Below are 20,608 nucleotides of genomic sequence, written 5' to 3' on the forward strand. Positions count from 1 at the left end.
AATAATTTTAGGGTAAAATTTATTTTAATGAGGTTGTTTGTTAATAGGTATTATCCTGTTTTTATTAATGTTTATACGATAGGCACTTTATATTTATTGTATTTTGGTGAAGCTCGTGACTTTCCGGATAGTCCTTTTAAGATTAATTATATACCTTTCCAGACAATAATAGAGTACGTTACTTTGGTTCTACCATATCGTCCTTTTGAGTTTTCTCAAAACATACTTGGTAATATTATTCTATTTATCCCTTATGGTTTTTTAGGGATTCTTTATCCGAAGCTTAATCAATTTAAATGGCTGCTTCTTGTTTTTTTTATCATAATCAACATCATCGAATTTTCTCAATATTATTTCAAACGAGGTTTTGCGGATATCGATGATGTTATACTAAATACTATTGGCGTTACAATAGGTTATTTTATATACAAAAAATGGTTTTTCATCAAGGACAAATAACCTTCATCTCTGTTCTTCTGTTTAACTGATGCTGCGATTCTGCACAATCTATACCATTACTGCATTTGTTCAGAAGTTTTGTCTCTCCATAGCCAATTGGTTTTAATCGCGATTTATTAATTCCTTTCAAAACCAAATAATCTACTGCTGCATTGGCTCGATTCTGAGAAAGCGTTTTATTGTAATCATCAGAAGCTCTCGAGTCTGTGTGAGAAGATAATTCTACATTGATTTTTGGATTATCTTTCATAAACTGAACCAGTTTATGAAGCTCGGCTTTTGCCTCTTCACGGATAAAATATTTATCCAAATCATAATGGATATTCTTTAGGTTAATTGGCTTTCCACAAGTGGTTTCTTCCATACAAACCTGAAGATTTAAGAAAAGTATATTCGTTCTATCGACTTTTTTCGAAGTGACGGTTTCTGTCTGGGAAAAGTAATTTCCTTTCTTACCATAGATATTATAAGTCGAATTCTTATCTGCTTTGAAATAGAATTTTCCATCAGCATCAGTTTTTATTTCGTGATAGATTTCAGTTTCATTGTTTTTTATAACAACAGTTACATCTCGCAAAGGGTTTTTAGAATTGCAAATATTCACCTGACCTTTCACAAAGAACATTTCAGCATCGGTTGATATCTCTTTCTTGATCGTCGAGTTCCTTACGAATTCATCTTTGTCCGCTTTGTTTGAGATTAGATCAATGTTATAAAGACTTCCCTTGATTTCATAATTATCTGGTTTGATATTTTTAAAGAAAGCCACACCCTGCGAATTGGTTCTTGCAAAATACACTCGTTTTCCATTTTTAAAAAGCTCAACAAAAGTATCGGGAAGAATTAATCCCGTTTCCTTATCTCTTGCTATCACTGATAATCCATAATTTGGTCCAGAACTGCCGGTCGGAATTCTAAAAGTCAATCCAGCGAAAACGCCAGCTGAATGAATCTCATGTTCAAAACTGTTATTTCTGATCTCAGCATTCGATGGATTGATATTATATTGATTATTATTTTCCGTAAAAGGAATGTTTCCTGCAACAGAACTATTTTTAACTTGGTCACTAGCGTTAAAATGCTGAATATAATAGCCTCCGACATTCAGCCCAACATACTCTGAAAAAAACCAATTCAATTCAATCTGTCCTTTTCCGGTTAGGATATTTTTTTCATTATACCCATTGTGAAAATTAAGATTGTAATTGTTTGCCGTTAATGATGTTTCACCGCCTTTGATATTGGAAATTCCACCTTTTAATTTGAAAGCTAGACTCAGATTATCATTAATAACATATCGGAAGTTAGGCCCAATTCCAAGAAACAATCGTTCAACTTTATTCTCATTTAAGCTGATATTGGAAAGTGGAGTAGTTCCGTTATATAAATTCTCCGTTGGATAAGTGTTTTTCGGCGTATTTTTAAGATAATCCAAATCAATTCCTAATCCAATCCAGTTGAAATAATAATCAACGGAAGTCCCAAGGTTTAGATTGTATTTGTAATCGATAAATTTGGTTTGATTATCATAAGAAGGAAAATCCAATCCGCCTCTCAGAGAAACATTCAACTGATTGTTATCGTATAAAGAATTCCTGAATTGACAATTGATAATCTGGAACAAAATGATAAAAACTAAAGTAATTAATTTCCTCATAATTTAATTTTCTTGGTTAAGGCAAATTTACGCATCTGAAAGATGAAATAAAAAATGCCGGCTAAAAAACCGGCAATATATTTTAAAAACTAAACTTACTGTTTGATAATCTGAGTGATTTTCTGAGTATTGTCATCCAATACATATCTCATCAGATATTTCCCTGGGCGAAGTTTATCTAATCTTAATTCTGCATTATTGTTATTAATAGCATATTCCGCAACCTGAACTCCCAAGATAGAGAAAAAAGTTACGGTTTTTATTTTCGCTGAATTATCCTTTGATTTCAAAATCAAAACATCCTTAGTAGGATTAGGGAAGGCAACCAAAACACCATCGTCGGTCTTTTGTCCTTCAAATGCACGAGTAGATTGCGCCTTCATTTCTCCTGAAAATCCAACTGAAACTACCGTAAATATAATAAAGAATAGAAATTTTTTCATTCGCTTTAGTCTGTACTTAAACAATTACAACAAATATATTTTAAATAATTTTCATATGCAATAGCCTATCCGTAAAAGTATAAGTAAATTTGCATAAATAATTTTTATCAAGATGATTTCAAGAAACAGAAGACTAAGAACCAACGATTCCATAAGAAGTCTTGTTCGTGAAACAACCCTTACAACAAACGATTTGGTATTGCCTATGTTTGTTATGGAGGGTAACAACAAAAAAGAAGCCATTTCCTCAATGCCAGGCGTTTTTAGGCAAAGTTTAGATTTAACAGTGCAAACTGTTAAAGAAAATTATGATTTGGGAATAAAAGCGGTCAATCTTTATATGAAGGTTTCCGATAATCTGAAAGACAACACAGGCAAAGAAGCTTGGAATCCAAACGGATTGATGCAAAATACCATAAAAGCTATCAAAGATGCAGTTCCAGGAGTTGTGATAATGCCGGATGTTGCTTTGGATCCCTATTCAATTTATGGCCACGACGGAATTATAAAAAACGGAAAAATCGACAACGATTCTACAGTAGAGGCACTTGTAAAAATGGGAATTTCTTTGGCAGAAGCCGGAGCTGACATTTTGGCACCCAGTGATATGATGGATGGTCGCGTTTTGGCAATGCGAGAAGGCTTGGAGGAGAATGGATTTACGGATGTCGGGATTTTATCTTATGCAGCCAAATATGCAAGTGCTTTTTATGGACCCTTCAGAAGTGCCTTAGATAGTGCGCCGGTGGATGCTCAGGAAATTCCAGCTGACAAAAAAACTTACCAAATGGATTTTCATAATTCCCGCGAAGCTATCGATGAAGCCTTGAGAGACGTAGAAGAAGGGGCAGATATTATTATGATAAAACCCGGAATGCCGTATCTGGACATCGTTTCCAAAATCCGTGAACTCATCACGCAACCCATCGCAGTTTATCAAGTTAGCGGCGAATATGCAATGCTGAAAGCTGCAGCACAGAATGGTTGGTTGGATAACGATAAAGTACTGATAGAAAGTTTAACCAGCATCAAACGCGCCGGAGCAGATATGGTTTTCACTTACGCAGCACCAGAAGTTGCAAAACTTTTGAATAAATAAAATTTTTAAGGAGCTTAATCCCGCTTTCCGTTGCAATCTTTTGCTTTTTCATAGGTGAAAAAAAAGCAAAAGGATTTCCACTACAATCGGGGCTAGGGATTTTGTCAGTCCAATAAAATTATTAGAAAAAATACTTAGAATAAAACTTAAAATTAATAACAAATGAAATCATACATTTTAACTCTCAGCTTTTTACTATTTAATTTGGTAAATGGACAAGAGAAACAACATCTGTCAATTAAAAAAGGAGATTTTCCGGAGGGAGTTTATATGACATTAGAAGATGTTTTGAATAAAAAGCCAACTTCTACAGACGAAGTTTATTTCAAACCTGCTGATCAAAAAGATTCTTCTGATTCTCCGGAAAAAGTGTTTTTCTATTTCAAAGAAAAAGACAAAAGAGTAAGGATACCATTAGCCGTTTCCTATAAAGGTGAATTATATTTTCAAACTTACAGAAAGTATACCAACAAAAAAGATAAAGGATATGATCCAGATCAATACTCCAGATTCTGTAAAGTAACAAACTATGGAAGATTTATCTATTTTGAAGAAAATATGAGAGGTATGTGGTCAAAAGCATTATTGGGGAACTTAAGTCCGATGACTTATTTGATGAATGGAAATATAAAAGGTATAGTCTTAGATCTTGATATCAGAGAATTTAATATGCTGAGAGATTGTGTTGATTTGAACGATTTTTTAAAACAACATCAAATTCCGGAAATCATATGTGACTCAGATAAATTTACAATTGGAGAATTAAGAACTACAATTGATGAAATTAATAAACCTTATCGCTAATAATTACAAATCTTCCTCACCCAAACCTTGAGGAAGATTTTTTTTATTCTTAATCCCCAAATTCTTCAACTTCTGAGTCTGAACAATCAAATTATCATTTCCCGAACTCAACTGTTTGAAAGCGTCATTGTAAGAATTCTTAGCTTGGTCGATGTTTTTTCCGATACGTTCCAGGTTTTCTACAAATCCAACAAATTTATCATACAACTTAGCACCTCTATCCGCAATTTCCATCGCATTTCTATTTTGGTGCTCCCGTTTCCAAAGATCTTGAATAAGTTTGAGAGAAGTAATCAAATTGGTTGGACTTAATAGCAGAATTCTTTTGTCATAAGCGAAATTCCAAAGATTAGGCTCGGCTTGTAAAGCAGCGATGTAAGCTGCTTCACTTGGGATGAACATCATCACAAAATCCAATGATTTATCAAAATCATCATAAGCTTTCTGACTCAATTGATTGATGTGATTTTTCACAGACTGCAGATGCTGATTCTGTTTCACGAGCAATATTTCAGGATTACTTTCATCCGTCATTTCTACAAAAGAGGTGAGAGAAACTTTACTGTCGATGATGACATTTCTATTGTCAGGATATTTTACAACGGCATCAGGACGCATTTTTTTGCCGGAAAATTCAGAAAAAATAGCTTTGTTATTTTCATCTTTCAGTTCGTGTTCTAAAAAATATTCCTGATTTTTTCTTAATCCGGATTTTTCCAGAATACTTTCCAGAATCATTTCGCCCCAATTTCCTTGTGTTTTACTTTCGCCTTTCAAAGCTCGGGTTAATTGTTTCGCATCTTCAGAGATTTGTTGGTTGAGGTCTTTCAGTTCACGGACTTTTTCACCAAGAGAGAAACGTTCTTTAGCTTCTTTGTCGTACGTTTCGTTAACCGTATTTTTCAGCTCATTGATTTTCTCCTGAAAAGGCTCGAGAATGGTTTTTAGCTGATTTTGATTCAGTTGTGTGAATTTTTCAGACTTTTCTTCCAAAATCTGATTAGCAGTTTTCTCAAATTGAAGGCGAGTTGTTTCCTGAAGTTTCAGAAATTCATCTTTTTGATTTTCGAGTTGGTCTTGCAGGTTTTTGTAATGCGCATTCAATTCTGCATTGGTGAAAAGCAGTTCTTCTTTACTTTTTTGTATTGATGAAATCTCTTTTGTTAGATCAAAGTTTAACAGCTTTACTTCCTCAATTTTCTGTTGATAATGATTCTCATTTTCCTGTGAACGGATTAATTGTTCATTCAGAATTTCAACTGTTTTTTTACTCACATACAGAGATTTCATCAAAAGAAAAACAATAATTCCTCCGATGAATCCTCCAACAAATACATAAATAATCTCCATTTAATTTTCGTTATTTTTTTACAATTTTAAAATAACTTTCGTTTAAAAAATTAAGGTTTTCCGTAATTTACTCGTTTTCCAATTTGGCTTTTGATTCAGTTAATTCGTCTTTATCTTTTTCAGATAGTTCCGGGAATTTCAAGTTCATCTCTTCCATTGCATCAATAATAATTTGGATTGCTGCAACTCTCGAAAACCATTTTTGATCAGCAGGTATCACAAACCATGGTGCAGAATCTGTTGAGGTTTCATCTATCGCTTGCTCATAGGCTTTTTGATAATCGTCCCAAAAGCCACGTTCTGTAATATCTGCTGAAGAAAATTTCCAATTTTTATTGTCTTCATCGATTCTGTCCAGAAAACGTTGTTTTTGTTCTTCTTTGGAAACATTCAGGAAAATTTTAACGATTTTGGTTCCGTTGTTGGCTAAATGCTTTTCAAAATTTCTAATACTTTCGTATCGGTTTTCCCAGAATTTTTTATCAAATTGTTTTACATCTGTCCATACTTTTTCGCTAAGGTTATACTCTGGATGAACTTTACAAACCAAAACACTTTCATAATGTGAACGGTTAAAAATTCCGATTTTGCCCTTAGCCGGAAGCGCTAAATAATGACGCCAGATAAAATCGTGAGAATATTCTTTTGTACTTGGACCTTTGAAACTTGTTACCTCACAACCTTGCGGATTTACGCCGCCGAAAACGTGTTCTATCAAACTGTCTTTTCCCGCAGCATCCATCGCTTGTAGAACAATTAGCAATGACTGACTTCCATCCGCATATAGTTTTTCTTGTAGCAAACGAAGTTTTTCTTTTTCAATTTCGAGAAGTTCTTTCGCTTCGTCTTTATTGATTTTTCCTTTATAGCTTGTATTATGTTTTTTGATCTCGAATTTTGAATTTTCTTTGATCAAAAAGTCGTCTGAAAAATTGTAATCCATAAAAATTGATTTATTGTAAAGATAAAAAAACCGCCTCGTTAAAAAACGAGACGGTTTTATAAAATTTGTAAATTTTTATTATTGAGCAGCAGTTTCTGCTTTTTTCGCTACTTTTTTTGCATTAGCTCTTGCTGGTACGGGCTGAGCTTTTGCAGTAGCCGTTACAGTACTAGGAGCAGCAACAAGTTTAGCTTCTTGGTTTACACCTTGCAAATCTTCTACATTTCCTTTGATGTAAAGTACAGATCTGTTGTTTGCTGGGTCATTAGAATAAACTTCGATCAATTTGTTGAAAGGCCCTTTGATGCCTGTATTATATCCAACTTTGATTTGAGCAGATTTTCCTGGCAAGATTGGATCTTTGCTCCACTCTGGCGTTGTACATCCGCAAGAAGGTTTTACTTCACTAAGGATAAGTGGTTTGTCTCCTGTATTTTTTACAGTGAAAAATCTGTGACCATCTGATCCGGCTTTTACATTTCCGTAGTCAAAAGTTGTTTTATCAAATGAGATTGTTTGAGCAGATGCAAAAGCGATAGCTCCTGTCATAAATAATCCTGCAAGAATCTTTTTCATATTTTTTTGTTTTAAATAATTAAATTTTTGAATAACAAAGTTATAAATAATTTGAATATGTGCTGTTAATTTTTTCACATTGTCTTATTTTTGCAAATTACAAGCTTAAAAATATTTTTAAAATGCAGATTGCTGATAAATACAATCCACAGGAAACTGAACAAAAATGGTATGACTTCTGGTTAGAAAACAAATTTTTTCACTCAGAGCCAGATGACAGACCGCCTTATACGATTGTAATTCCACCACCAAATGTGACAGGAATTCTTCATATGGGGCATATGTTGAACAACACCATTCAGGATGTATTGGTCAGAAGAGCAAGAATGCAAGGCTTTAACGCTTGTTGGGTTCCGGGTACAGATCACGCATCGATTGCTACAGAAGCGAAAGTTGTAGCAAAATTGAAGGCTGAAGGCATCAATAAAAAAGATATCACAAGAGAAGAATTCCTAAAGCACGCTTGGGAATGGACTGATAAATATGGCGGAACAATTCTTGAGCAATTGAAGAAATTAGGTTGTTCCTGTGATTGGGACAGAACCAGATTTACTTTGGAAGATAATCTGTCCAAATCCGTAATCAAGGTTTTTGTCGATCTTTATAATAAAGGATTGATTTATCGCGGTTACAAAGTTGTCAATTGGGATCCGGAAGCGCAAACGAATATTTCTGATGAAGAGGTAATTTTCAAAGAACAGAATGGGAAATTATTCTATTTAAAATATAAAATCGAAGGTTCAGAAGATTTCTTAACCGTTGCAACTACACGTCCGGAAACTATTTTTGGAGATGTTGCAGTTTGTGTAAATCCGAATGATGAAAGATACCAGCATCTGAAAGGTAAAAACGTAATCGTTCCAATCGTAAATCGTGTAATTCCAATTATCGAAGACGATTATGTTGATATTGAATTCGGGACTGGAGCGTTGAAAATTACACCAGCTCACGATATTAATGACTACGAAATCGGGCAAAGACATAATTTACCAATCATCGATTCTATGGATAATGACGCAGTTCTTAACGAACACGGAATGCATTATCAAGGAATGGGAAGATTCACTGTAAGAAAAGAAATAGCTAAAGAATTAGAAAAAAATGATCTTCTTCTGAAAGCAGAAGATTATGTGAATAAGGTTGGAACTTCTGAGAGAACAGGCGCTGTTATTGAACCGAAAATTTCTGTTCAATGGTTCCTGAAAATGTCAGAAATGTCAAAACCAGCTTTGGATGTTGTGATGGATAATACCATCAAATTCCATCCTGAGAAATTCAAAAATACATACCGTCATTGGATGGAAAATGTTCACGATTGGAACATTTCGCGTCAGCTTTGGTGGGGACAGCAGATTCCGGCTTTCTATTATGGAGCTGGAGAAAATGATTTTGTAGTAGCTGAAAATATCGAAGACGCGGTAAAATTAGCTCAAGAAAAAACTTCCAACTTCCAACTTCAAGCTTCTGACCTTAAACAGGACGAGGATGCATTGGACACTTGGTTTTCTTCTTGGTTATGGCCAATGTCGGTTTTCGAAGGGATTTTAGATCCGGAAAATAAAGATATCAACTATTATTATCCAACCTCGGATTTGGTAACAGGTCCGGATATTATTTTCTTCTGGGTTGCCAGAATGATTATGGCCGGCTTGGAGTACAGAAAAGACGTTCCTTTCAAAAATGTTTATTTCACAGGAATCGTGAGAGATAAGCAAAGACGAAAAATGTCTAAGCAGTTAGGTAATTCACCCGATCCAATCGATTTGATTGAAAAGTATGGAGCAGATGGCGTTCGTGTAGGAAGTTTGTTGAGCTCTGCTGCAGGAAACGATCTGTTGTTTGATGAAGATCTGATGTTGCAAGGAAGAAATTTCGCAACAAAAATCTGGAATGCTTACAAATTGATTCAAGGTTGGAAACGTGACGAAAATATCAAAGCTAAAGAATTTGATACACAGACAATCAATTGGTTTGGGGAACAACTGAACAAAACAATTGGCGAAATCGAAGATCAATTCTCAAAGTTCAGAATTTCTGATGCATTGCATTTGGTTTATAAACTGATTTGGGACGATTTCTGTGCTTGGTATTTGGAAGCTATCAAACCAAATTTCGGAGAAGCAATCAGCGAAGAAGTTTATCAAAAAACAATTGCTTATTTTGAGGAATTGATGAAATTACTTCATCCATTCATGCCTTTCTTATCAGAAGAACTTTGGCAGAATATTTCGAAAAGAAGTATTTCTGAAGCTTTGGTAGTTGCACAACAGAAAAAATCAGAACCTTATAATGAAGATAAAATTAAGGATTTCGATTATGCTAAGGAAGTGATTTCCGGTGTTAGAAACTACCGTCAGTCCAAAGGAATTTCGCCAAGAGAAACCGTTGAAGTTTTCACGAATGTTTCTGAATTGGCAAATGCTGAGGTGATTCAGAAATTGGCAAATATTTCAGAAATCAATTTTAATCAAAAAACGGATAAGCCAAGTTTTACATTCTTAGTTGGAGCAAATGAATTTTCAATCCCATTAAGTGAAAATCTTGATCTGGTCGAAGAAAAAGAAAAAACCGAAGAAGAAATCAAATATCTGAAAGGTTTCTTGATTTCTGTTGATAAGAAATTATCGAATGAGAAATTTGTTGCGAACGCAAAACCAGAAGTGGTAGAAAACGAGCGTAAAAAACAAAAAGATGCTCAGGATAAAATTGCACTTCTTGAAGAAAAACTAAAGACATTGTAAAGTGCTGAAAGCTAGAAGGAGAGTGTTTTTAGATTTGCCGGAAACATCTATCTTCCATCATCAAACATCCATCAACAGATGACTCACATAGAAAATATTAAAAATTTATTCTCCCGCGACTTCGTAGAAAATCCATTGTTGGAAACCTACGAAGTTGGGAAAATTCATATATCATCAGGGAAAATTGTAGCTAGTGATGCTTTGATTTCGCCCGATCATTCAGCTTTTAATCAAGAATTTCCGAAAGGTGATTTTCAGGTTTTGGTTCATAAAGAAAGAGAATCCAACTGTATTGCTTATGCAGAAATCGTTTTTGATAAAAATCAATTGGCTGAAAATTGGTCTTTGGCTCTTTGTGATAATCAAAATATTAATGATCTGAAAGAAGAAGAAATCTACGGTTATCTTGTAGAATCCGGAATGGGAACTTTTATGGATAAGGAAGCTCAAATTTCCCTAAATGCTTTAGAGCAAGATCTTTTCCACAAAAAAGGAGCTGACTTTATGGGAATCTATGAAGAGTTTTTCCATGCCCATTTTTTTGATGAGAAAGGTGCAATCGATCAGTTTGCAGTTTTGAAACCTTATGATAACAATCCGGAAAATATTGTTGCATTTGAAACCGGTTATGGTGAAGGATTTTATGCAACGTATATAGGTTATTCTAAAGATAATCAACCAGTTAAATTAATTTCTGAATTTATAGAAATAGGAAACGATTAATTGATTACATTAGCTTCCGATGAAATTGTAACTATACGATTTCGTTACATCTTTGAAAACAATGAATGTTAGCAAATGAAACTTAGAAATACAAAACCTCAAATAGTCGTTGTAGGCAGTTCTTCTATAGATATTGTTCTGAAAACTTCTAAAATTCCTACGGCAAATAACACGGTTCTGGCTCAGAATCTGAGAAGTTTTTTGGGAGGAAAAGGTGCCAATCAGGCGATTGCCACATCGCGTTTGGGTGCTCAGACTTCTTTGGTTAGCCGGATTGGGATGGATCCTTATGGACAGCAGGTTTTGAGAAATCTCAATGATGAAGATGTGAACGTAGCTTATGTTTTTGAAGACGAAGAGGAGGAAACTGGCACAGCTTATGTGAATGCTTCTGACGAAGGAAATGCAATCACAGTTGTCCCGGCTGCCAATTACAATCTTTCTCCATTGGATATAGATGAAGCAGAAAAATTTTTACTGACTGCAGATTTGATTTTAACTCAACTGGAAATTCCGTCAAAAACTGTAGAATATCTTTTTAAAAAAGCAAAAAGTCTTGGCAAGAAAATCGGGATTTATGCTGCTCCGGCAAGCAGACTTTCAGATGATATTATAGATTACGCTTCTTTTATTGTGGCTAAAAGTACAGATTTGGAAACGATTTTCGGAGAAGGCAATCATGAAGACATTATCAAACATTTGCCAAACAAATTATTTGTGAGAGACGGCGCCAACAGTACAAGTTTCTTCGATGGTTCTGAGATGAAATACTTCAGAAATAATCCTCAGACAGAAGCGCACAGTATGGGATTGGGCGATGCTTTCACTTCAGGCTTTTCTATTGCTTTACTTCACGGGAATACAGTTGAAGATTGCGTGATTTTTGGAAATCAAGTGGCTTTGAAAGCGGCCGACTATAGAGGTTCTCAAAAAGGTTTGCCATATTTGGACGACCTTCAAAATTAATATTTTCAGCATATCGAAAAATAATTTTCAAGGGACTGAATTTTTTTACTTTTATAAAGTGATTCTCTTAAATCATTTTCAATGCAAAGTATTAATATTTTAACCGAGGATAATTACAGTTTATCTACACATCTTTTTGAACCCGAAAACTCCAATGGAAAATTATTGTTGATTAATTCTGCAACAGGTGTCAAGCAGCAGATTTATTTTTCTTTTGCTCAATTTTTTTCGGAGCAAGGATTTACAGTTATGACTTATGATTACAGGGGGATTGGACAATCGAAGCCTGATAAAATGAAAGGTTTTGAAGCTTCGATGAGGATTTGGGGAACCAAGGATTACAAAGCTGTTACCAGTTATATTAAAACCAGTTTTCCAGATTGTCAAAAATTTTGTCTCGGTCATTCAGTTGGTGCATTGCTTTTAGGAATGAATGAAGACTCGGCATTGTTTGATGAGTTTATTTTTGTGGGGACTCAGAATGCTTTTGTCGGAAATCTGAAATTCAAAACAAAAATTGAAGCTTATCTCGGATTCGGAATTGCTCAGCCATTATCAACACGATTATTAGGCTATTTTCCAGCTAATTGGTTTGGACTCGGAGAAAGTCTACCTTTAGGAACTGCTTTCGATTGGCGAACTTTGATTTTAAATAAAAAATCTACCAACAAATTATTAGAGAAAGTCGATGATTTTTCCCGAAATTTGACACAAAAAGTTTTCGTTATTCGTGCAGAAGATGACGTTTGGCTTACGGAAAAAGGCGTAAAATCTTTATTGGAAAATACTTATCCCAATCTTAAACCAACTTATCGAATCATCAAAACTTCGGAATCGGAAAAGGGAGAAATTGGACATATTAATTTTTTCAGGAGCTATAACAAAAAGCTTTGGAATATTATTTTAAAAGAACTGAATTAATGGAATTGATTAACAGAACAATAGAACTCGTTAAAGAAAAATTAGAAGGGACAGAATCCGGTCACGACTGGTTTCACATAGAACGTGTTTGGAAACTGAGTTTGAAGATACAAGAAAAAGAAGGAGGTGATAAATTGATTATAGAATTAGCGGCATTATTACACGATATCGCTGACCCAAAATTCCATAACGGAGACGAAACGATTGCCTCAAGAATTGTCAAAGAATTTCTAACAGAACAAAAAGTAGATTCCGAAACGATTGAAAAAGTCATTTTCATCATCGAAAATATGTCGTTTAAAAACCGAAACGATGCGCCTCAAAATTTACCTTTGGAGCTGAAAATAGTTCAGGATGCAGATAGGCTGGACGCAATCGGAGCAATTGGAATTGCGCGAACTTTCAACTTTGGCGGTTACAAAAACAATCTGATGTATCATCCGGATATCGAACCAAAACTCAATCAATCCAAAGAAGAATATAAGAAGTCCAATGGAACTACAATCAATCATTTTTATGAAAAATTGTTGCTTCTGAAAGATTTACTCAATACAGAAACAGCTAAAGAAATTGCTGAACACAGGCATCAATTTATGCTTCAGTTCCTAGACGAGTTCTACAAAGAATGGAATGTCACTTTCTAATTAAGGATAAACCGCTATCTTTGTTTTAATGATAATCATTTTAATCCTTATTTTTCTGATAATCGCTCTGTTTCTGTCCGGTTTTCGTTCAGGAAAATGGAGTTTGTGGAACAAAATTACCAGAACGGTTATTACCATTTCCGCTGCTGCCTATTTTACATTTTGGTTTGTAGAAAGGAGTTTGTCGCAGTTTTTGGAAAATTCTTTGGCCATTCAGGTAATTAATTATTTGCCGCAACCGGTCGATTTTTATATCATCAGAGTTCAGGATGGGAATGAGAATCAGAAGTTCAGTTCCAAACACGTTGGGCAGATTCGTCCGGAATATTTCAGGATAGAATATCTTAACATGCAGAAATCCAATGAGTTTTGGGTCGTTGGTTACATCGGGAAAAACAAGTTGGTTTACTTTTCTCAGGTTGCTGTTCCTAACAAAAACGAAGACCAAATCATTGAAGTCAGAAATTACATCAATCACAGTCTCAAGCTTTCCGCCATTGCCACAGAGAAAATAGAAGAGTTGAAGTATGACAATATCAAGCTCAGCATTTGGGTGACATTGGATTTGTTGTTGATTTTTCTCAACTCGGTTCTGCTTTTCAGAAGCAGCAAAAAACATTAAAATAATAATTGGGGCGCCTTTATCCGCCCTCCGTTCCCGCTTTTTTCTTTTTTTTGAAAAAAAGAAAAAGAGCTCCACTCAGGTCGGGGCGCGTGCAATTCTTTGTTTTAAAATTACTTCTAAAATTGCATTGCATTATTCATAAAAATTAATGACAAAATTTAAATAAAATATCAAAATAGATGTTGAGATTCTAATCAACCTTGTAAATTTAGCCACGTAAAAATTGGTACAATTACTGCAACCCTAATCAATTAAAATGAAAGTAAAAATGGATTTATCAAAACATATAGATTCTGCGCACCAAGCATTCTCGGATTGGAAAAAAGTTCCATTTCAGGATCGTCAAAAGTTACTTTTGAAGCTCGCAGAAGTTCTTGAAAAGAATAAAGAAAAATACGCCAAAATCATTACCACAGAAATGCACAAGCCGATTTCACAATCCACAGCAGAAATCGAAAAAAGTGCGGGAATGATAAAATTTTATACACAAGTAGAAAATGTTCTGGAACCTGAACACATTAAAACCGAATTCAATGTAAGCGAAGTACATTACGATGCTTTGGGAATTATTCTTGGTGTAATGCCTTGGAATTTTCCTTTCTGGCAGGTTTTAAGGTTTGCTGTTCCTGCGATTCTGGCGGGAAATGTTGTAGTTTTAAAGCACGCATCCATTTGTTTCGGAAGTGGTGATGAAATCGAATCAGCTTTTACAGAAGCTGGTTTTCCAAAATTTATTTTCCAAAATCTTAGAATCGGACATAACGAAATCAAAGAAATTCTGGAAAATCCTTTGGTAAGAGGAGTAAGTCTTACAGGAAGCGAAAAAGCAGGAAGCGAAGTGGCTTCTCTTGCCGGAAAAAATATTAAAAAATCAATTTTGGAGTTAGGCGGAAGCGATGCGTTTATTGTCTTGGAAGATTCGGATTTTGAAAAAGCGGCGAAAGATGGACCATTGGCCAAACTCTCTAACACTGGACAAATCTGTAATGCTGCCAAAAGATTTATCATCCACGAAAAAATTGAAAAGGATTTTCTGCCTTTATTTATAGAGGAATATAATTCTTTCCAACCGGCTGATCCGTTTAAAACGGAAACAAAGTTGAGCAAATTGGCAAGACCTGATTTGGCAGATGAATTGGAGAATCAATATAAAAAAGCTTTGAAAAATGGAGCAGAAGTAGTTTTGGCATTGGAACGAATTTCGGAAAGTGAGTTTCGCCCCGGAATTATCTCTGTCAAAGAAGGTAACCCGATTTTGCAGGAAGAATTATTTGGACCTCTAGCAATTCTGATGGTTGGAAAAGATGATGAAGAAATCCTAAAATTAGCGAATGATATTCCGTTTGGATTAGGAAATTCGGTTTGGACTAAGGATAAAAAACGTGCGCAATTTTTCATCGATAATCTGGAATCCGGAACAGTTTCTATCAATAAAACTACAAGCTCTGATACACGATTGCCTTTTGGTGGTGCAAAATCTTCTGGTTATGGCGTAGAGTTGTCTCTACACGCTATTAAAGAATTTACTCAAGTAAAAACTGTGGTTGGAAATATTTAAAATATTGACTTAGCTGATAAAAATAAAACCCGCTCAAATTATTTTGAGCGGGTTTCTATTTGTTAACAAATCTTTTTTTATGTCGAATCCCATAGCCCCGATAGTAGCGGTTACCCCGCAGTGGAGTGAGAGAGTTGGAGGGTTTGGTGTTGCCAAGCGCTGGAACGAGGAGTATGAGCGGATAGCGGGATTAAGCTCCTAAAATTATTTCAGATTGTTAGAAGCCAGTGTCTTAGCTGAAGCCAAAGAATCTGCTTTTGCTTTTTTCTCTTGCTCCACCTGCTGAATCACCGCATCACGATTCTCCTGCTCTTTCATAATTTCGGCCAATTGTGGTTGGATGATTTGGTTCATCTCGTCTTCAGAAATATTGTTGGCTTCCGGTGATTCTAAAAGTTTTTTCCAAGGTCTGCGCTGTCCCCAAGGATAATCGCCATAGACAATCAATGGAGTTCCTTTGGCTCTGGTGGTTGCTCCACCTTTGTTAAGAATCCAGGTGTCTACCCAGGTGTACATCCATTTGGCGTCCTCTTCCAACATGCGCAAGCAAGAGTGCGACGCAGGATAGCCAGGCATTGCGTACTGATGCCAGCCGATGCCGTCAAAATTGGCAACATTCACGTTCCAACGAAGTTTCCACTCGTCACTAACTGTTGAGATGGCGACTTCTTTTTTCCAGTTGGCGAACATCAAACCGGTTTTGGTTTTGGTTGCTTTTTTCCCCATACTTGTTGGACCCCATTTGATAAGATTTCCATATTCATAAACGCCAAAAGCCTGAATAGGGTAGGAAAAGAAAACGAATTTTTTGACATTTTCCAAAGTCGTAACATGGCCAGGAAACGGAGAATATCTCAGAAAATCTTCTTCTATTTTTGCAGGAACAACCAATGTGTCAGCAGCTCCGATATTAGCTCTGTCCAATCTATTAAGTGCCAAAATGGTGTAAAGTGCTTTTCCCGTAAATTCTTTTTTGTTCTTCTGAGAAACAGAATCTGTGTTTTTGTAAACCCACGGGAAATATCCAAAATCCTTTCTTGGAATAACTACATCGGGAACATTTGGTCTTTCTTCTTCTTTTACACTATCCTCTTTTTTCTCATCAGAAGTCACAATATCTGATGAGGATGTGCTTTTTGAGTCAGAAGATGAAATAGCTTCATCCTTTTTACATTGGATCAAGCTTAAAGAAATAACGATAAATAAAGGAAATAATTTGGAAATTGTGTTTCTGTTCATAGTTTTTAATTGTCGTCCTATAAATTACAAAAAGAATACCAATTAATCTAGAAAATTGTAGTTTGAAAAATAATTTATAAATTTGTGAAACAAAAGGAAATGGTGTTCTTCCTTGCCCAACCGTCTCGTTACCTTCGAGTCTGATGACGCCTGATTAAAATAAGATTCATCTTTATTATCAGGAAAAGTATGTCAAAAAATCAACAAAAATCAAATCGTCGAAAAAGTTTAATTATTCTGAAGGTCTTCTTTAGACATTATCCTTCTCTTCCTTATATTACTAAATGGCTTCTGATAAGTCTGCTGATTGGAGCTATAATAGGAAGTGCATCTGCATTTTTTCTGCAAACATTGGATTGGGTAACCAATTTCCGTGAAGCACATATTTGGATAATTGCTTTGTTGCCTTTAGCAGGACTTTTTGTAGGTCTGATGTATCATAAAATAGGCAAAAGTGTTGAGGCTGGAAATAATCTTTTGATTGATACGATTCATAATCCAAAAGAAATTATTCCTTTCAGGATGGCGCCTTTGGTTTATCTGGGAACGATGATTACGCATTTGTTTGGAGGTTCTGCAGGAAGGGAAGGAACAGCAATCCAAATGGCCGGTTCTATTGCGGACCAATTTACGAAACTTTTAAGATTGACTTCTGAAGAAAGAAAAATCTTAATTATTTCTGCAATAGCGGCTGGGTTTGGTTCTGTTTTCGGGACACCTTTGGCTGGAGCAATTTTCGGGTTGGAAGTTTTTTTGATTGGCCGATTAAAATACAATGCAATTTTTCCTGCTTTTTTAGCTTCGATTATTGCTGATTTGGTGACCAAATTATGGAATACACATCACACTCATTATCAAATCAATCTTATTCCAGAACTATCTTTTCAAAATATTTTTTATGCTTTGATTGCCGGAATCTGTTTTGGGATTTGTGCGGCTTTGTTCAGCAAAACCATACATAAAGCTGGAACTTTTTTCAAATCAAAAATCAAGTATCCGCCACTAAGACCTTTTGTTGGTGGAATTATTGTGGTTATTGGCGTTTGGCTTTTGGGAACAACCAAATTCATTGGTTTGGGAATTCCGACGATTCAGGATTCTTTTCAAGAGCAATTGATGCCTTATGATTTTGTATTGAAAATGATTTTTACAATCGTGACTTTAGCATCTGGATTCAAAGGAGGTGAGGTTACGCCGTTATTCTTTATTGGAGCAACTTTGGGAAATGCTATAAGTTATTTCATTCCGCTTCCAACCGCACTTTTGGCAGGAATGGGATTTGTGGCCGTTTTCGCAGGAGCGACTAATACACCGCTGGCTTGCAGTGTGATGGCAATAGAATTATTCGGTGCAGAATGTGGTGTTTATGTGGCGATTGCTTGCGTAGTTTCTTACTTGTTTTCCGGAATATCTACGATTTATAACCGACAAATGATTGGCGAGGCAAAGCATCAGCGATTCCAAAATAATTCTGGGAAAAGGTTTAATGAGCTTTAATTATTTATTCTTAGAAACAATATCCTGAATGATTTGTTTTGCGTGAATTCTGGAATTCTCTATAAACCAAAGATGTGTATCTTTTCCGCCGCAAACTACGCCAGCGAGATAAATTCCTTTCACATTACTTTCCATCGTTTCTTTATCGTAATGAGGATTGAGACAATTACCTTTCAAATTGATTCCGATGTTTTTCAGGAATTCAAAGTCGGGTAGATAACCGGTCATTGCGAGAACGAAATCATTTTCAATTTCCTTGATTTCTCTTTTACTCGTTTTGAAAACTGCAGAGTGTGGTTTGATTTCCAAAAGTTCAGCCCCAAAAAAAGCTTTGATACTTCCTTCTTTAATTCGGTTTTCGATGTCTGGCTTTACCCAATATTTTACACTTTTAGAAATCTCGTTGTTGCGGATAATCATCGTTACGTTGCCGCCTTTTCTGTAAATTTCCAAAGCTGCATCTACAGAAGAATTGCTGGATCCAATAACTACAACATTCTGAAACGCATAAGGATAGGGTTCGGTGTAATAATGCCTGACTTTTGGCAAATCTTCCCCAGGAATATTCATCATATTCGGAATATCATAAAAGCCAGTCGCAATAATCACATTCTTTGCAAAATAAATCTGCTTGCTGGTTTCTATTTGGAAAAAAGTAGATTTCTGAATATTAATCACTTTTTCATAAGGTCGGATGTTGATTTCTTTTGCTCGTGCAATTCCCTGATAATATTCGAGAGCGTCTTGTCTGCCAGGTTTCGGTTTGGTTGTAATGAAGGGGATGTCGTCAATTTCCAATCGGTCGGCTGTCGAAAAAAAAGTCATATACAACGGATAATTGTAAAGACTATTTGCCACCGTTCCTTTTTCGATAACGATGTATTTCAGGTTATTTTTTTTCGCTTCCAAAGCGCTCGCTAGACCAATTGGACCGCCGCCAACAATAAGAACATCGTATAACTCCATCTCACAAATTTACAAAGAAAATCGGCTAAAAATCTGCATCCTCCCACGTTTCGAATCTTGTAACATTCTGCAGTAGCTTTCGGTTTTCATTTCTCAGCTCTTCCATTTGATTCAGAAGTTTATGAATGATTTCAATTCCAGGCAGATTAACTTCCAGATCGTAATGCCAGTTTGCAAAGCGTTCCAGATGCGGCAATTCCTCGTAAATAATATAGCGTACACTATCCTCTGTCTCTGGATGCAGCAATTCCGAATCGATGAGCTGGTCCAGAAAGCTATAATCGATTTTATACAGTCGGATGACTTCTTCTATGGAGATTCTTTCGTTCATTGCTATGAATTTTTGAGTTGTTGAAACAGTCCTTTCTGTTTTTCTGTAAGATTGGTCGGGATTTTTATATTGTAAGTAACATATAAATCACCGAATTCACCTTCTTTTTTGTAAACCGGAAAACCTTTGCCTTTCAGTCTTACGGTTGTGCCGTTTTGTGTTTCTGGTTTTACTTTCAGACTTACAGAACCATCAAGCGTTTGTATCGTGACATCGCCACCCAAAACGGCTGTGTATAAATCAATATCTAGGGAAGTTCTGAGGTTATCACCTTCCCGTTTAAAGTCTTTGTCTTCTGCAATGTTGAATGTGATGTATAGGTCGCCGTTCGGACCTCCATTAATGCCGGGATTGCCGTGACCTTTCAGCTTGATTTGCTGTCCGTCGTAGACACCGGCCGGAATTGTTATGCGTACCTTTTTGCCATTAATGTCGAAAATTTGCTGATGTGTTTTGGCTGCGTCTTTCAGACCAAGTGTCAACTCTGCAGAAACATCCTGGCCTTTGAATTTTCCGCTCGCACTACCTCTCGCACTTCTCCCAAAACCGTTGCTGCCACCGAACATCGATTGGAAAAAATCTGAAAAATCTTCGCCTTCGCCAAAATCTGCTCCTGAAAATCCGCCGCCAAAATTTCCGGAATATTGTTGTTGTTGCCTCTGCTGTTGTTGGGCACGCTCATATTCTTCACCGTGTTTCCAATGTTCACCATATTTGTCGTACTTCGCACGGTTTTCCGAATTGCTCAGCACCTCATTCGCTTCATTGATTTCCTTGAATTTTTTTTCTGCTTCCTTGTCAGTCGGATTCATATCCGGATGATATTTCCTTGCCAGCTTTCTGTAGGCTTTTTTGATGTCGTCCGCAGTCGCATTTTTTTCAAGTCCAAGAATTTTATAATAGTCTATAAATGCCATTTTATCAGTTGGTTTTTATCAAAATTTGCCTTCCTAAGTTAGCAATTATTATCACAAAATAAAAGATTAATTCGAAGATTTTTTAGGTGTATCAGGTTTCAGGTTCCGATCATCTTTACACTGTTTTCTGCTGTATTTTTTTGTTGACG

At 35.7% G+C, this 20,608-nt stretch carries 20 protein-coding genes and 1 riboswitch; of the genes, 11 read left to right on the top strand and 9 right to left on the bottom strand.

The genetic code is table 11. The features are described from left to right. The first annotated feature begins 27 nt into the window (after positions 1–27). Positions 28–459: a VanZ family protein gene (locus tag KI430_RS16775; protein ID WP_248876033.1), complete on the top strand. Its 432-nt coding sequence runs from the start codon at positions 28–30 to the stop codon at positions 457–459. On the opposite strand, the gene KI430_RS16780 is transcribed toward KI430_RS16775, so the two are convergent. Both KI430_RS16780 and KI430_RS16785 read right to left on the bottom strand, forming a co-directional pair. Then, complete coding sequence (locus KI430_RS16780; RefSeq protein ID WP_248876034.1) at positions 446–2,116, bottom strand: OmpA family protein; 1,671 nt, start codon at positions 2,114–2,116, stop codon at positions 446–448. The genes KI430_RS16775 and KI430_RS16780 overlap by 14 nt on opposite strands. A gap of 95 nt (positions 2,117–2,211) precedes the next feature. Then, entirely contained in the window at positions 2,212–2,559 is a 348-nt protein-coding gene (locus KI430_RS16785) for a T9SS type A sorting domain-containing protein (RefSeq protein WP_248876035.1), read from the bottom strand. 106 nt (positions 2,560–2,665) lie between these two features. Here KI430_RS16785 and hemB point away from each other — a divergent pair, with 106 nt between their 5' ends. Further along, complete coding sequence (hemB, locus tag KI430_RS16790; RefSeq protein ID WP_248878367.1) at positions 2,666–3,658, top strand: porphobilinogen synthase; 993 nt, start codon at positions 2,666–2,668, stop codon at positions 3,656–3,658. 162 nt (positions 3,659–3,820) lie between these two features. Then, on the top strand, positions 3,821–4,462 hold the full coding sequence (locus tag KI430_RS16795) for a hypothetical protein (protein ID WP_248876036.1): 642 nt from the start codon (positions 3,821–3,823) through the stop codon (positions 4,460–4,462). 3 nt (positions 4,463–4,465) lie between these two features. Here the strand turns inward: KI430_RS16795 and rmuC are convergent, their stop codons facing one another. The 3 genes from rmuC to KI430_RS16810 all read right to left on the bottom strand — a co-directional run bounded on the left by rmuC (position 4,466) and on the right by KI430_RS16810 (position 7,331). Next, the gene (gene rmuC / locus KI430_RS16800; RefSeq protein WP_248876037.1) at positions 4,466–5,812 is read right to left on the bottom strand and encodes a DNA recombination protein RmuC; all 1,347 of its coding nucleotides are present in this window, start codon (positions 5,810–5,812) and stop codon (positions 4,466–4,468) included. A 67-nt stretch (positions 5,813–5,879) separates the two neighbouring features. Next, positions 5,880–6,755, bottom strand: coding sequence for a polyphosphate kinase 2 family protein (locus KI430_RS16805; protein WP_248876038.1), 876 nt, complete (start codon positions 6,753–6,755; stop codon positions 5,880–5,882). A 78-nt stretch (positions 6,756–6,833) separates the two neighbouring features. Continuing rightward, positions 6,834–7,331: a DUF1573 domain-containing protein gene (locus KI430_RS16810; protein ID WP_248876039.1), complete on the bottom strand. Its 498-nt coding sequence runs from the start codon at positions 7,329–7,331 to the stop codon at positions 6,834–6,836. Between the two features lie 122 nt (positions 7,332–7,453). On the opposite strand from KI430_RS16810, the gene KI430_RS16815 reads away from it, so the two are divergent. The 7 genes from KI430_RS16815 to KI430_RS16845 all read left to right on the top strand — a co-directional run bounded on the left by KI430_RS16815 (position 7,454) and on the right by KI430_RS16845 (position 15,509). Continuing rightward, entirely contained in the window at positions 7,454–10,072 is a 2,619-nt protein-coding gene (locus KI430_RS16815; protein ID WP_248876040.1) for a valine--tRNA ligase, read from the top strand. A 78-nt stretch (positions 10,073–10,150) separates the two neighbouring features. Continuing rightward, positions 10,151–10,795 carry a DUF4241 domain-containing protein gene (locus tag KI430_RS16820; RefSeq protein ID WP_248876041.1) on the top strand — a complete coding sequence of 215 codons (645 nt, stop codon included), beginning with the start codon at positions 10,151–10,153 and terminating at the stop codon, positions 10,793–10,795. 75 nt (positions 10,796–10,870) lie between these two features. Next, positions 10,871–11,761 carry a PfkB family carbohydrate kinase gene (locus tag KI430_RS16825; protein ID WP_248876042.1) on the top strand — a complete coding sequence of 297 codons (891 nt, stop codon included), beginning with the start codon at positions 10,871–10,873 and terminating at the stop codon, positions 11,759–11,761. Between the two features lie 81 nt (positions 11,762–11,842). Beyond that, a complete protein-coding gene (locus tag KI430_RS16830; protein ID WP_248876043.1) occupies positions 11,843–12,682 on the top strand; it encodes a serine aminopeptidase domain-containing protein in 840 nt (279 codons plus the stop codon). Next, positions 12,682–13,326, top strand: coding sequence for an HD domain-containing protein (locus tag KI430_RS16835; protein ID WP_248876044.1), 645 nt, complete (start codon positions 12,682–12,684; stop codon positions 13,324–13,326). Before KI430_RS16830 ends, KI430_RS16835 begins: the two co-directional genes overlap by 1 nt. 28 nt (positions 13,327–13,354) lie before the next feature. Then, positions 13,355–13,948: a hypothetical protein gene (locus KI430_RS16840; protein WP_175565928.1), complete on the top strand. Its 594-nt coding sequence runs from the start codon at positions 13,355–13,357 to the stop codon at positions 13,946–13,948. Positions 13,949–14,219: 271 nt separating this feature from the next. Further along, positions 14,220–15,509 (top strand): aldehyde dehydrogenase family protein, encoded by a 1,290-nt coding sequence (locus KI430_RS16845; RefSeq protein ID WP_248876045.1) that lies wholly within the window; start codon positions 14,220–14,222, stop codon positions 15,507–15,509. A gap of 204 nt (positions 15,510–15,713) precedes the next feature. Here KI430_RS16845 and KI430_RS16850 read toward each other — a convergent pair whose 3' ends face one another. Continuing rightward, positions 15,714–16,748, bottom strand: a complete 1,035-nt coding sequence (locus tag KI430_RS16850) for a L,D-transpeptidase (protein WP_248876046.1) — start codon at positions 16,746–16,748, stop codon at positions 15,714–15,716. Between the two features lie 86 nt (positions 16,749–16,834). Next, positions 16,835–16,908: riboswitch (Fluoride riboswitch) on the top strand. A gap of 29 nt (positions 16,909–16,937) precedes the next feature. Between KI430_RS16850 and KI430_RS16855 the strand changes: the two genes are divergently transcribed. Next, positions 16,938–18,245: a voltage-gated chloride channel family protein gene (locus KI430_RS16855; RefSeq protein ID WP_248876047.1), complete on the top strand. Its 1,308-nt coding sequence runs from the start codon at positions 16,938–16,940 to the stop codon at positions 18,243–18,245. Here the strand turns inward: KI430_RS16855 and KI430_RS16860 are convergent, their stop codons facing one another. From KI430_RS16860 to KI430_RS16870, 3 genes are read right to left on the bottom strand one after another with little or no spacing between them, the layout of a single operon-like run. Beyond that, positions 18,246–19,211 (bottom strand): YpdA family putative bacillithiol disulfide reductase, encoded by a 966-nt coding sequence (locus KI430_RS16860; protein WP_248876048.1) that lies wholly within the window; start codon positions 19,209–19,211, stop codon positions 18,246–18,248. A gap of 25 nt (positions 19,212–19,236) precedes the next feature. Further along, the gene (locus KI430_RS16865) at positions 19,237–19,542 is read right to left on the bottom strand and encodes a chaperone modulator CbpM (RefSeq protein WP_248876049.1); all 306 of its coding nucleotides are present in this window, start codon (positions 19,540–19,542) and stop codon (positions 19,237–19,239) included. A gap of 2 nt (positions 19,543–19,544) precedes the next feature. After that, positions 19,545–20,459, bottom strand: a complete 915-nt coding sequence (locus KI430_RS16870; protein WP_248876050.1) for a DnaJ C-terminal domain-containing protein — start codon at positions 20,457–20,459, stop codon at positions 19,545–19,547. Between the last annotated feature and the right edge of the window lie 149 nt (positions 20,460–20,608).

Origin of the sequence: Epilithonimonas zeae (assembly GCF_023278365.1) — a bacterium.
Lineage (GTDB): Bacteria > Bacteroidota > Bacteroidia > Flavobacteriales > Weeksellaceae > Epilithonimonas > Epilithonimonas zeae_A.